Origin of the sequence: Streptomyces sp. NBC_00683 (genome assembly GCF_036226745.1) — a bacterium.
GTDB lineage: Bacteria > Actinomycetota > Actinomycetes > Streptomycetales > Streptomycetaceae > Streptomyces.
In genome coordinates, this window is sequence record NZ_CP109013.1 from 216,975 (window position 1) to 229,486 (window position 12,512).

Here is a 12,512-nt window from a genome sequence, read left to right on the forward strand (position 1 = left end):
CGCCGACCAGGAAGGAATAAACACCGTGGATGAACTCCATCCACAGAATCGATTTCCCAGATTGCGAGTGACGGGTCCAGATTAGTCACACCGCAATCAGGAGGACATGTTCGTGAAACCTGCATCCGCGTCTGAGCTCTTCGCCGGACCCTTCGCCCTCGCCACACTCTCGGCTCCGGACGGACCGGCCTTCCCCGCGCTCGTCACGGCGGACGCCCAGGTACTCGACCTGCGAGCTGCCTTCGGCGATGAACACCTGTCCGTCCGCAGCCTCCTGGAGACCTGGGACACGACTGCGGTGCGACTGGCGGCGCTGGCCGATGACACCGGTCCGGAGCGCAGGCCGCTGGCGGACTTCCAGGTCCACGCCCCGGTCGAACCGCGCCAGGTGTTCCAGTCCGGCGCCAACTACCGCCAGCACGTGATCGACCTCCATGTCGCGCACCGGGACCCGGCCGACGACCGCTCCGAGGAGGAGCGACGCGCCGAGGCCGCAGAGATCATGGACCGCCGGGCAGCCGAGGACCTGCCGTACGTCTTCATCGGCCTGCCGAGCTCGATCACCGGCCCGTACGACGACGTCGTCCTCCCCTCGTGGGCCGAGAAGCCCGACTGGGAGCTGGAACTGGTGGCGGTCATCGGCCGTCCGGCCCACCGGGTGTCCGTCGAGGAGGCTCTCGGCTTCGTCGCCGGTTACACGATCGCCAACGACCTCACCGACCGCGCCACGGTCTTCCGCCGCGACATGCCGCAGATCGGTACGGACTGGCTGCGCAGCAAGAACGCGCCCGGTTTCACGCCGCTCGGCCCCTGGATCGTGCCTGCCGAGTCGATCGCCGACCCCGACGACCTGCGCCTCGTGCTCAAGCTGAACGGCGAGACCATGCAGGACGAGTCCACCGAGGACATGATCTTCAGCGTCGCGCGCATGGTGTCCTACGCCTCTCAGACAGCCCGGCTCCTGCCCGGTGACCTCGTGCTGACCGGCTCTCCGGCCGGCAACGGTATGCACTGGGGGCGGCTGCTGCGCGACGGCGACGTCATGGACGGCTCCGTCACCGGGCTCGGTGCTCAGCGCACGCGATGCGTTGCCGAGGTTTCGTCGTGACTCTCGACCGCCACGACCCTGAGGGGTCGATCGCCCGTGCCGCCCGGGAGTGTTCCAACTGGGGACGCTGGGGCGAGGACGACGTGCTGGGCACCCTCAACTTCCTCGACGAGGCGAAGCGGCGCGAGGCTGCCGCGCTCATCCGCCGGGGCGTGAGCTTCTCGCTCGCCCAGAGCTTCGACATGAACGGCCCCCAGAAGGGCTGGCGCCGCCGCACCAACCCGGTGCACACCATGCTCGACACCGGCACCGACGCGGCACTCGGCCTCCAGGGCTTTCCCCACGGCCTCGGCGGCGCCGACGACGTCATCGCCATGCCGTTGCAGTGCTCGACCCAGTGGGACGGGCTCGGTCACATCTTCGATCACGGCAGGGCATGGAACGGCCGCGACGCGGCGAAGACCGTCACCTCCGAGGGCGATCTGGTCACCGGCATCGAGCACATGGCCCCGTACGTCGCAGGGCGCGGCGTGCTGCTGGACGTCGGCCGCAGTGTCGGCGAGAACGGCGAGCTGCCCGACGGCTTCGCGATCACCGAGGACCACCTGACGGCGACCGCCGAGGCCCAGGGTGTGAGCGTCGGCCGCGGCGACATCGTCCTGGTCCGTACGGGACAGCTCGCCCGGGCCCGCCGCGACGGCTGGGGCGACTACGCGGGCGGCGCGGCCCCGGGTCTGTCCTTCACGACTGCCCGCTGGCTGCACGGCAGTGAGATCGCGGCGATCGCCACCGACACCTGGGGCTTCGAGGTGCGGCCCAACGAGTTCGATGTCGCCTTCCAGCCGCTGCACCAGGTCGCCATCCCCAATATCGGCCTGCTCATCGGGGAGATGTGGGATCTGGAGACTCTCGCCGAGGACTGTGCGGCGGACGGCGCCTACGCGTTCTGGCTCACCGCCGCACCCCTGCCCATCACCGGCGCAGTCGGCTCTCCCGTCAACCCAATCGCCGTCAAGTAGTCGAAGGAACAAGGGAGTTCCATCATGAACGAAGCTCGCACGGTCCTGGTGATCGGGGGCGGCGCGGCCGGCAACGCCATGACGTTGCTGCTGCGGCGCGCCGGCCTCCATGTGCACCTGATCGAGGCCAAGGACGACTGGAATGCCACCGCCGGCTCCGGCATCACTCTCCAGGGCAACGCCCTGCGGGTGCTGCGCGAGCTGGGGGTGTGGGAGCAGGTCGAGGCATCCGGTTTCGGCTTCGGGTCGGTCGGTATCACCGCACCTGACGGAACCGTCCTGCACGAGCAGGATGACATCCGCAGCGGTGGCGACGACCTGCCCGCCACCGTCGGCATGCAGCGGCCACAGCTCCAGCGCATCCTGATCGAGGCCGTACGCGCCTGTGGCGCCTCGATCCGCCTGGGAGTCACGGCCGAGAGCCTGGACCAGGATGCCGACGGCGTCTCCGTCCGCTTCAGTGACGGCTCCGAGGGTCGCTACGACCTCGTGGTCGCCGCCGACGGGCTGGGCTCGACAACCCGGGCGGCCATAGGGATCACGACGAAGCCGGAGCCGACGGGCATGGCCATCTGGCGCGTGGCCGCCCCGCGGCCGGCCGGAGTGTCCCGTACGGATCTCGCCTACGGGGGCCCTGCCTACATCGCGGGCTACTGTCCCACCAGCGACCGCACCCTGTACGCGTACGCGGTCGAGGCCAACCGCGACCGCGCCTCGATCCCCGCGGACTCGTACGCCGACGAGATGCGCCGCCTGACCTCGTCCTACGGCGGCTTCTGGCCGGAGATCACCGAGCACATCACCGACCCGGCACAGGTCAACTACACCTGGTTCGACCGCATGCTGGTCGAGGGTTCGTGGCACCGCGGCCGGGTCGTCCTGATCGGCGACGCGGCGCACTGCTGCCCGCCCACCCTCGCGCAGGGCGCTGCTCTGTCCTTGGAGGACGCCTGGGTGCTGGCGCAGATGCTGACCGGCTCCGACAGCTGGGACGACGCCCTGTTCCAGGCGTACTACGAGCGGCGGATCAGCCGCGTCCGCCCTGTCGTCGACGCGTCCGTACAGATCGGGCAGTGGCAGCTCGACGGAGTGCGCGACGCCGATGTGCCCGGTCTCATGGGCCGCACCATGGTGATGCTCCGGGAGCTGCCGTGACGTCCCCGACCGTCGATGTACACGCGCACCTCCTTCTCCCCGGGGTCGAGGCGCTCGTGGCCGGCCTGCCCGGCCACGACGCGGCAAGAGCGCTGGACGCCCGGCGCAACGGCGCCGAGGCCCTGTCCGTGAGCGGGCCGATGGTGCGTGAGCGCATCCCGCGACTGACAGATGTGGCCGTGCGTCTCGCGGCGATGGACAAGCAGGGTGTGGACGTCCAGCTGGTCAGCCCGTCCCCCTCCCACTACCACTACTGGGCGGACGGGAAGACAGCCGCGAAGGTGTACCGGACCGCCAACGAAGCCACGGCAGCGCATTGCGCGGCGGCTCCGAAGCGCCTGCGGGGGCTGGGAATCGTACCGCTCCAACACCCGGAGCAGGCCGTCGAAGCGCTCGATGACGCCCTGGGGCACGGGCTCCTCGGCGTGGAGATCTCCAGTCACGCCCCAGGGCGGGAACTGTCCGACCCGGTGTACGAACCGTTCTGGTCCCGGGCCGACGAAACAGGCGCGATCGTCTTCCTGCATCCCTTCGGGTGCACGCTCGACGAGCGCCTGGACCGCTGGTACCTGTCCAACACGGTCGGCCAGCCCACCGAGAACGCCGTCGCCCTCTCCCACCTCATCTTCTCGGGTGTGCTCGACCGGCACCCCGGCCTGAAGGTGATCGCCGCCCACGGCGGCGGCTACCTGCCCACCCACATCGGCCGCTCCGACCACGCCTGGACGGCACGCGCGGACGCGGCGACGGGCTGCGCCCACCTGCCGAGCAGCTACCTCCGTCGGCTGTACTTCGACTCGCTCGTCCACGACCCGAACGTCCTGCGGGAGCTGGTCCGGGTGGCCGGAGCCGACCGCGTACTCCTCGGTTCCGATTTCCCCTTCGACATGGGCACCGAGGACCCGGTCGGCGCCCTGCGCGCCGCAGGTCTGTCCCGGGCCGACTTCGACGCCGTACGCGGTGACAACGCCGCCGCCCTGCTCGGCCCCACCACCACCTGAGGAGGAACCCACCATGAGCGCACGCCTGCTCACCCACCTGCGGCACGTCGACCTGGCGGTGCCGGACTACGACAAGCAACTCGACTTCTACGCCGGAACCTGGGGCCTCACCAAGGTCATCGAGGACTCCGGGATCTCCTTCCTGGCCGCCGAGGGCTCCCCCGAGCAGTACGTCGTACGGCTGCGCGAGGCCGAGGAGAAGCGGCTCGACCTCGTGTCCTACGGCGCCGCGAACCCGGCCGATGTGGACACCCTCGCCGAGCGGCTCCTGGCCGGCGGCGTGCAGCTGATCACGCGGCCCGGTGCCGTGGACACCCCGGGCGGCGGGTACGGCTTCCGCTTCTTCGACGTCGACGGCCGCACGATCGAGGTCTCGGCCGACGTCGAGGTCCGGCAGCACAGGAAGATCGAGGAGAAGGAGGCCATCCCGGTCAAGCTCTCCCACGTCGTCCTCAACTCCCCCGACCTCAACCGCACCCGGGAGTGGTACGAGCGCCACCTCGGCTTCGCCCTCTCGGACACGCTCTCCTCGCCCCACATGGGCGAGGTCATGCACTTCATGCGGATCAGCAACCAGCACCACTCCATGGCCATCGCCCAGGGCCCGCACACCGCCCTGCACCACGTCTCGTTCGAGATGCGCGGCATCGACGAGTACATGCGCGGCTCCGGCCGCGTCATCCGGGCCGGCCACCGCAAGATCTGGGGGCCGGGCAGGCACATGGCGGGCGACAACACCTTCACCTACTTCCTCGACCCGAACGGCAACACCGTCGAGTACACGACCGAGTTGGAGGAGCTCGACGAGGACACCTGGCACCCGCATGTCTACGACTTCTCCCAGCCCGAGGTCACCGACCAGTGGGGCACCGCCAACGCGATGAACGAACTCGTCGCCAAGGAGTCGTTCAACGACCCCGACCGAGGTGTGTTCGTCGCCCCGCCCGTCTGATGCGCTCCGCTGACAGCACGCGCCCGCGGAGCGGGTGACCCGCTGCCCGTTCCTCCGGCGGGCGGCGGGTCACCCGACCCGCCTCCGTGGGCCACGGCCTCGCACGCGTTCCCCCCGACCGCCCATCTCCTCCCCAGGAGCCGCACCATGCGTTTCGCCGCTTACGAGCATCAGCACCGCCACCGAACAGCCGTCGTGGAGGATGACGGCACGCTCTTTCCTCTGTCGGGCGTTTCCTCACTGACCGCGCTTCTGGCGGAGACCGACGGTCTGCCGGGGCTCCTCGCCGCAGGCGCCGCGGCACTCGATGTGCCACCCGGGCCCCACGTCTCGCAGGTGCGGCTGCTTCCCCCTCTTCAGCCTTCGTCCATACGTGACTTCGTCACCTTCGAGGAACACGTCGAAGGCGTGCGCCGGTCCGTCGACGGCGTCGCCGGTGTGCCCGAGCAGTGGTACGCGGCACCGACCTTCTACTTCACCAACCCCCACGCCGTCTACGGCCCGGACCAGAGCGTGCCCGTGCCGCCCGGCTCGAACGTCCTGGACTTCGAACTCGAGGTGGGCGCTGTCATCGGCCGCGAGGGCCGCGACCTCACCCCGGAACGGGCCCGTGACCACATCGTCGGCTACACCGTCTTCAACGACTGGTCCGCCCGCGACCTCCAGTCCGCGGAGATGAAGGTGGGCCTCGGCCCCTGCAAGGGCAAGGACACCGCCACCTCCCTCGGCCCCTACCTGGTCACCGCGGACGAGCTGGCGCCGTACCGCGACTCCGATGGATTTCTGCGGCTTGCGCTCACCGCCACGGTCAACGGCGAGACCGTGGGCGAGGACCTGCTGTCCAACATGAGCTGGACCTTCGAGGAGATGACCGCCTACGCGTCCCGCGGCACTCGTGTCGTCCCGGGAGACGTCCTCGGGTCGGGAACCTGCGGCAACGGCGGATGCCTTGCCGAGCTCTGGGGCCTGCGCGGCGAACAGACCCCACCCCCCTTGCGGCCGGGCGACATCGTGAGCCTGACCGTCGAGGGCGTCGGCACGCTCACCAACACCGTGGCGCCGGGTACCGATCCCCAGCCCCTGCCGGCCGGCCGACGACGCAACCGGGAGCGGCCGTGACCGACCTGCACCCCATGAGACTGCTCGGCAAGGTAGTTGTCGTCACCGGTGCGGCACGCGGCCAGGGCGCCGCCGAAGCAGCCGCCCTCGCCCGCGAGGGCGCCCACGTCATCGCAACAGACGTAGAACCCGTCAACGGGTGCCAGGTGCACGGCCTGGTCAACAACGCGGGCATCACCTGGCGCGCCCGCGTCGGCGACGTGCGCCCCGAGGACATGGCACGCGTCCACGCGGTCAACGTCACCGGCCCGCTCCTCGGAATCCAGCACCTCATGCCCCTGATGCCCCCGGGCTCCTCCATCGTGAACGTCGGATCCTCCGCTGCCCTGACCGCGCACTACCCGGTTGCGTACACGACCAGCAAATGGGCGCTGCGGGGCCTGTCGAAGACGGCCGCGCTGGAGCTGGGCCCCCGCGGCATCCGCGTCAACACGATCCACCCGGGCTACATCGAGACCGAGATGACCGCCTCCGCCACCCCGGCCTTCCGCGCGTCCAACATTCGCGAGACCCCCCTGGGCCGCACCGGGACCGTCGACGAAGTCTCTCCGCTCGTCGTCTTCCTGGTGTCCGACGATTCGTCGTTCATCACCGGGGCGGACATCCCCGTGGACGGCGGCCTCACCGCGCACGGCGGCGTCAAGTCCGTATCCGACGCCCTTCGCCCCGAGGCCGCGCAGTGAGACGGCTCGAAGGCAGAGTGGCACTGATCTCCGGCACCGCCCGAGGCCAGGGTCGGGCAGCAGCACTGCGCTTCGCTGCCGAGGGTGCGCTGGTCGTCGGAGGTGACCTGCTCCACGAGGAGGCCGTGGAGACCCAGCGGCTCATCGCCCGGGAGGGCGGCACGGCCCTCACCCCCGGCCCGCTGGACGTCACCGACGAGGACTCCGTCCGCACCTGGGTCGGCGAGGCCGCAGACGCGTTCGGCGGGATCGACATCGTCTACGCCGACGCCGGCGCCGTCCGGTTCGGGGGCATCGACCGGCAGCCGTACGAGGACTTCGACTTCACGATGAGTGCCGGGCTCGACTCGGTACGGCTGACAGCCCACCTGGCGTGGCCTCACCTGGTGAGCAGCCGGGGGTGCGTCCTCACTGTCGGCTCGACCGCCGGGCTGACAGGCTCCCTCACGAACCGGCGCTCCGCACACTCCGCGTCCAAGGGCGCGGTGATCGCGCTGACGCGCCAACTCGCTGCGGAGGGCGCCCCGCACGGCATCCGTGCCAACTGCATCAGCCCCGGAATCCCGGACGACGTCGTAGACGCAGCCCTGTTCCTCGCCTCCGACGAGGCCTCGTACATCACGGGCACCAACCTCGTCGTCGACGGCGGCTGGTCCACAGTCCTGCCCGGCGCCATCGCAGACAAGGAATTCCGCACGTGAACAAAGTCAGCGGCAGCGCCGCCGAAGCGGTCGCCGACATCCCGGACGGCGCCTCACTCGCCGTGGGCGGCTTCGGCCTCTCCGGAGTTCCCGAGGTCCTCATCGGCGCACTGTACGAACAGGGGGCGACCGGACTAGCAGTCGTCTCCAACAACTGTGGCGTGGACGGCCGGGGCCTCGGCGTCCTGCTCGCCGCGGGACGCATCGCCCGGGTCACCGGCTCCTACGTCGGCGAGAACAAGGAGTTCGCCCGGCAGTACCTCAGCGGAGAGCTCGAGGTGGAGCTGACCCCACAGGGCACGCTCGCCGAGCGCCTGCGTGCCGGCGGCGCGGGGATCCCCGCCTTCTACACACCGGCCGGCGTCGGCACCCAGGTCGCGGAGGGCGGCCTGCCCTGGCGGTACGCACCCGACGGCTCCGTCGCAATCGCCTCACCGCGCAAGGAGACCCGGAACTTCTCCGGACGCCCCTACCTGCTGGAGCACAGCATCACCACCGACTTCGCACTCGTCCGGGCATGGCGGGGCGACTCGCACGGCAACCTCGTGTTCCGCCGGGCCGCCGCCAACTTCAATCCCCTCGCCGCCATGGCCGGTCACGTCACCGTCGCCGAGGTCGAGGAACTCGTCGAACCCGGCGAGCTGGCCCCCGACGCGATCCACCTGCCCGGCATCTACGTACAGCGGATCGTGGAACTCACCCCCGAGCAGGCCGCCGACAAACACATCGAGAAGAGAACGGTAGGCGCCTGATGCCCTGGACCCGTGACCAGATGGCCGCCCGTGCGGCCGCGGAACTCAGCGACGGCTCCTACGTCAACCTCGGCATCGGCCTGCCCACCCTCATACCCGGCCACCTCCCGCCCGGGGTGCACGTCGTCCTCCACTCCGAGAACGGCATCCTCGGCACCGGCCCCTACCCCGCCGAGGACGAGGTGGACCCGGACCTCATCAACGCCGGCAAGGAGACCGTCACCGTCGTGCCCGGCGCCTCCTTCTTCGACTCCGCGCTCTCCTTCGGCATGATCCGCGGCGGTCACATCGACACCGCCGTTCTCGGAGCCATGCAGGTGTCGGCTCAAGGTGACCTCGCCAACTGGACGATCCCCGGCAAGATGGTCAAGGGCATGGGCGGCGCGATGGACCTCGTCCACGGCGCCCGCCGCGTCATCGTCCTCATGGAACACACCGCCAAGGACGGCAGCCCCAAGATCGTGCAGGAGTGCGCCCTGCCCCTGACCGGTCGTCACTGCGTGCACCGCGTCATCACCGATCTCGGCGTTCTGGACGTCACCGACCGCGGCCTCGCCCTCGTCGAAACAGCCCCGGGCGTCACACCGGCGGACATCACCGCGCGCACCGGCGCACCCGTGCACGCCGACAGTTCCACGGCTGCCTGCTGATCAGTCACATCCGAGGTCCACGTGCCCTGTTGACCTTTCTCCGACCGTTGGCACCGAGGCAACACCTCCCCAATTGATCGATGAGTGAGGCTGCTCGCCGCCTCCCGTCCGCGTCCCCCAGTTCCCCGACCAAGGCGGCCATATGTCCGTGACCCCTGTCCCCCTCCGCATCACCGTCGTCGGCGGTGGAATCGGCGGCCTGGCCGCAGCGCTGTCGACCGCCCGCGCCGGTCACCACGTGACTGTCGTGGAACGAGCCGCCCGGTTCGGAGAGATCGGAGCAGGCCTGCAGCTCGCCCCGAACGCCTCTCGGGCCCTCGATGAACTGGGGGTACTCAAGGCAGTCCGGCGTACTGCGGTCGCCCCGCCCCAGCTCGTGATGATGGACGCTCTGAGCGGAGAGCAGATCACGTCTCTCGATCTGCGCAGCGCGGCCTATACCGAGCGCTTCACACACCCCTACCTGGTCACCCACCGCACGGATCTGCACGCCGCGCTCCTCGCCGCCTGCCAGGAGCACCCTGCCGTCACGCTGCGCACAGGACACACCGTCACAAACGCAGAACAGGACGGTTCCGGGGTGGTCCTGCACTTCGCCGGGACGGCGACGAAGCTGACCGCCGACGCGGTCGTGGCGGCGGACGGCCTGCACTCACGGCTGCGCCAGGCCCTCGTCGGTGACGGAGAGCCGGTCTGCTCCCGCTACGTGGCATTCCGCGGCGCCCTTCCCGCGGACAGGATGACCGGCCGGATGTCGCAGCACGCCGCTTCGGAGGCTGTGATGGTCTGGGCCGGGCCCCGCATGCATCTGGTGCAGTACCCGGTACGACGCGGCGAGCTGTACAACCAGGTTGCCGTATTCGAGAGCGATCACTACACCCCGGACTCGGATGCCTGGGGCACCGAGGCCGAGCTCGAGGAGCGGTTCGCGGGGGCTTGCCGAGCCGTGCGCGACGCCCTGCCCCTGATCGCGCGGGACCGGCGCTGGCCGCTGTACGACCGCCTGCCCATCGACAACTGGGCGCACGGCCGGATCGCGCTCCTCGGAGACGCGGCGCACCCGATGCTGCAGTACCTCGCCCAGGGCGCCTGTCAGGCACTGGAGGACGCGGTGGCCCTGGGGCAGGCGCTCGGCCGCTTCTCCGACCCCGCGGACGCCTTCACCGCATACGTCGACCAGCGCCGCGAGCGAGCGGCCATGATCCAGACCAACGCCCGCCGCTTCGGCGAGATCTGCCATCTGGAGGGCGTGGGGGCCACCCTGCGCAACCGGCTGCTCTCGTCCCGCACACCTGATGACTTCGACGACGCCTCCTGGGTCTGGGCACCAGCCCCGGCTGCCGTCCCCGCCCCGTGATCCTGCAACCGAGGAGGACTCCATGACGACCGACGAACTCGCCTACAAGGCCCTGGAGGGCTTGGGGGCAGCTCCGCTGTGGCGCTTCTACGGCAACCTGTTCCCCGCCCAGCCGAAGAGCCGCGCCGTCCCCTACCGCTGGAACTGGCAGGAACTACGCCCTCACCTGCTGCACTTCTCGGAAACCCTTTCCCTGGAAGAGGCCGAACGGCGCGTACTCATGCTCGTCAACCCCGGCCTCACCGATCCGCCTGCCACCGTCAACACGCTCTACGCGGGGCTGCAGATCATCCTGCCCGGCGAGACCGCGCAGGCGCACCGGCACACGTCCAACGCGTTCCGCTTCATCCTGGAGGGCAGCGGCGCGTGGACGACCGTCAATGGGGAGCGTGTCTTCATGTCCCCGGGCGATCTGCTGCTCACCCCCGGCTGGCACTGGCACGACCACACCCATGAGGGCGACGCACCGATGATGTGGCTCGACGCCCTCGACTACCCGCTCGTCAACGCCCTGGAAGCCGGCTTCTACGAGAAGTACCACCAGCGCCTGCAGCCAGTCACCCGGCCCGACGACGCAGGGAGCAGGCACTTCCTGCACGGCCGGCTGAATCCCGTCTGGCTCTCGCAGGACGGGCCCGACTCACCCGTCACGCGGTACACCTGGCAGGAGACGCAGCGGGCACTGGACAGCGTCGCCGACACCGCTGACGGCAGCGAGGTCGACGGCATCGTCCTCGAGTACACCAACCCGTGGACAGGGGGCCCGGTCATGCCCACGATCGGGTGCCGCGTCCAGCGCCTGCGCCCCGGGTTCCAGGGGGCGGGCCGCCGGCACACCGCCTCCACGGTCTTCAGCGTGGTACGCGGTGAAGGCGTCACAGTCGTCGACGGCGTACGGCTGGAGTGGTCCGAGCGCGACACCTTCGCCATTCCGGGCTGGGCCTCCTACCGGCACCTGAACACCTCGTCGTCGAGCGACGCCGTCCTGTTCTCCTACAGCGACGAGCCCGTCATGCGCTCCCTCGGCCTCTACCGCACCGAAAGCGCCGATCCCGGCGCCTGATCCGCCCACCCCACACTTCACCCTTCTCACATCACAAGGAGGCCACGATGCGTCTGGCCCTGTTCAACAAGGGACGCCTCGGACTGGTCGACGGCGACACCCTCGTCGACGTGACCGAGCAACTCGCCGGTAAGGGCGCCCTCGGAGCTGCCGGTGCGCTGCATGAGCACATCGAAAGGGTCGCCCGCGACGCAGCCTCGCCGCTCGACCTCGCCACCTGCGCGCGTGTCCCGCTCGCCCGAGCAGTCCTGGAGGCTCCACTGCCTCGCCCCGGAAAGATCATCGGTGCGCCGGTCAACTACCTCGACCACAAGGCCGAGATGGAGTACACCACGTCGGTCGCCGATCTCGGAGTCTTCCTCAAGGCGAACTCCTCCGTCATAGGGCCGGACCAGGACATCCTCCTCCCCTACACCGACAGGCGCACCGATCAGGAGGGCGAACTGGGCGTCGTCATCGGACGCACCGCCCGCCACGTCGGCGTGGACGACGCGCTGGACCACGTCTTCGGCTACACATGCGTGCTGGACATCACCGTCCGGTCCGGCGAGGACCGCTCCACGCGCAAGTCGTTCGACACGTTCACGCCCGTCGGGCCCTGGGTCGTGACCGCCGACGAGATTCCGGACCCGGACTCCCTCGGCCTGCGCTGCGACGTCGGCGGCAGCACCCGCCAGCGGACCAACACGGCGGATCTGATCTTCGACGTCCGTGAGCTGATCGCCTACACGTCGTCTGTCATGACGCTGCACCCGGGGGACGTGATCGCGACCGGCACGCCGGCCGGAGTGGGACCGCTCACCCACGGGGACCGTGTCGTCCTGGAGATCGAGCGGGTGGGCCGCCTGGAAGTGGGGGTGGACGGCTCCCGGGCCCTCCCCTACGAACAGCGGCCCGGGCGCCGGCACCGCTGACGGAAAGGTCGCGCACGGGGCGGTGCCCTCAGCCGGAATCCCGCCATGGACCAGCGGATGCTCACCCGTCACGCCTCGCTGGACGTCGAGGCTCTCCC

The 12,512-nt window shown here is 69.9% G+C and carries 13 protein-coding genes; all 13 read left to right on the forward strand.

The window, feature by feature from the left end:
* Nucleotides 1-106 precede the first annotated feature (106 nt).
* Nucleotides 107-1,108, forward strand: a complete 1,002-nt coding sequence (locus OG257_RS01105; RefSeq protein WP_329204110.1) for a fumarylacetoacetate hydrolase family protein — start codon at nucleotides 107-109, stop codon at nucleotides 1,106-1,108.
* On the forward strand, nucleotides 1,105-2,067 hold the full coding sequence (locus OG257_RS01110; RefSeq protein ID WP_329204111.1) for a cyclase family protein: 963 nt from the start codon (nucleotides 1,105-1,107) through the stop codon (nucleotides 2,065-2,067). Before OG257_RS01105 ends, OG257_RS01110 begins: the two co-directional genes overlap by 4 nt.
* Before the next feature lie 24 nt (nucleotides 2,068-2,091).
* Nucleotides 2,092-3,222, forward strand: a complete 1,131-nt coding sequence (locus OG257_RS01115; RefSeq protein WP_329204112.1) for an FAD-dependent oxidoreductase — start codon at nucleotides 2,092-2,094, stop codon at nucleotides 3,220-3,222.
* Nucleotides 3,219-4,223: an amidohydrolase family protein gene (locus tag OG257_RS01120; protein ID WP_329204113.1), complete on the forward strand. Its 1,005-nt coding sequence runs from the start codon at nucleotides 3,219-3,221 to the stop codon at nucleotides 4,221-4,223. Before OG257_RS01115 ends, OG257_RS01120 begins: the two co-directional genes overlap by 4 nt.
* A gap of 13 nt (nucleotides 4,224-4,236) precedes the next feature.
* The gene (locus OG257_RS01125) at nucleotides 4,237-5,175 is read left to right on the forward strand and encodes a VOC family protein (protein WP_329204114.1); all 939 of its coding nucleotides are present in this window, start codon (nucleotides 4,237-4,239) and stop codon (nucleotides 5,173-5,175) included.
* Nucleotides 5,176-5,322: 147 nt separating this feature from the next.
* Nucleotides 5,323-6,294: a fumarylacetoacetate hydrolase family protein gene (locus tag OG257_RS01130; protein WP_329204115.1), complete on the forward strand. Its 972-nt coding sequence runs from the start codon at nucleotides 5,323-5,325 to the stop codon at nucleotides 6,292-6,294.
* Nucleotides 6,295-6,308: 14 nt separating this feature from the next.
* On the forward strand, nucleotides 6,309-6,977 hold the full coding sequence (locus tag OG257_RS01135) for an SDR family NAD(P)-dependent oxidoreductase (RefSeq protein ID WP_443054543.1): 669 nt from the start codon (nucleotides 6,309-6,311) through the stop codon (nucleotides 6,975-6,977).
* 17 nt (nucleotides 6,978-6,994) lie between these two features.
* Nucleotides 6,995-7,678 carry an SDR family NAD(P)-dependent oxidoreductase gene (locus tag OG257_RS01140; RefSeq protein ID WP_329204117.1) on the forward strand — a complete coding sequence of 228 codons (684 nt, stop codon included), beginning with the start codon at nucleotides 6,995-6,997 and terminating at the stop codon, nucleotides 7,676-7,678.
* On the forward strand, nucleotides 7,675-8,430 hold the full coding sequence (locus tag OG257_RS01145; protein ID WP_329204118.1) for a CoA transferase subunit A: 756 nt from the start codon (nucleotides 7,675-7,677) through the stop codon (nucleotides 8,428-8,430). Before OG257_RS01140 ends, OG257_RS01145 begins: the two co-directional genes overlap by 4 nt.
* Nucleotides 8,430-9,080: a CoA transferase subunit B gene (locus tag OG257_RS01150; protein ID WP_329204119.1), complete on the forward strand. Its 651-nt coding sequence runs from the start codon at nucleotides 8,430-8,432 to the stop codon at nucleotides 9,078-9,080. Before OG257_RS01145 ends, OG257_RS01150 begins: the two co-directional genes overlap by 1 nt.
* A gap of 142 nt (nucleotides 9,081-9,222) precedes the next feature.
* Nucleotides 9,223-10,437 (forward strand): FAD-dependent monooxygenase, encoded by a 1,215-nt coding sequence (locus OG257_RS01155; RefSeq protein ID WP_329204120.1) that lies wholly within the window; start codon nucleotides 9,223-9,225, stop codon nucleotides 10,435-10,437.
* A gap of 22 nt (nucleotides 10,438-10,459) precedes the next feature.
* A complete protein-coding gene (locus OG257_RS01160; protein WP_329204121.1) occupies nucleotides 10,460-11,500 on the forward strand; it encodes a cupin domain-containing protein in 1,041 nt (346 codons plus the stop codon).
* A 47-nt stretch (nucleotides 11,501-11,547) separates the two neighbouring features.
* A complete protein-coding gene (locus OG257_RS01165; protein WP_329204122.1) occupies nucleotides 11,548-12,414 on the forward strand; it encodes a fumarylacetoacetate hydrolase family protein in 867 nt (288 codons plus the stop codon).
* The last annotated feature ends 98 nt before the right edge of the window (nucleotides 12,415-12,512 follow it).

Coding starts and splice junctions, on each gene's coding strand:
- OG257_RS01150 (WP_329204119.1), top strand. CDS start 8,430: ATGCCCTGGACCCGTGACCAGATGGCCGCCCGTGCGGCCGCGGAACTC.
- OG257_RS01130 (WP_329204115.1), top strand. CDS start 5,323: ATGCGTTTCGCCGCTTACGAGCATCAGCACCGCCACCGAACAGCCGTC.
- OG257_RS01160 (WP_329204121.1), top strand. CDS start 10,460: ATGACGACCGACGAACTCGCCTACAAGGCCCTGGAGGGCTTGGGGGCA.
- OG257_RS01125 (WP_329204114.1), top strand. CDS start 4,237: ATGAGCGCACGCCTGCTCACCCACCTGCGGCACGTCGACCTGGCGGTG.
- OG257_RS01105 (WP_329204110.1), top strand. CDS start 107: ATGTTCGTGAAACCTGCATCCGCGTCTGAGCTCTTCGCCGGACCCTTC.
- OG257_RS01135 (WP_443054543.1), top strand. CDS start 6,309: ATGAGACTGCTCGGCAAGGTAGTTGTCGTCACCGGTGCGGCACGCGGC.
- OG257_RS01165 (WP_329204122.1), top strand. CDS start 11,548: ATGCGTCTGGCCCTGTTCAACAAGGGACGCCTCGGACTGGTCGACGGC.
- OG257_RS01115 (WP_329204112.1), top strand. CDS start 2,092: ATGAACGAAGCTCGCACGGTCCTGGTGATCGGGGGCGGCGCGGCCGGC.
- OG257_RS01155 (WP_329204120.1), top strand. CDS start 9,223: ATGTCCGTGACCCCTGTCCCCCTCCGCATCACCGTCGTCGGCGGTGGA.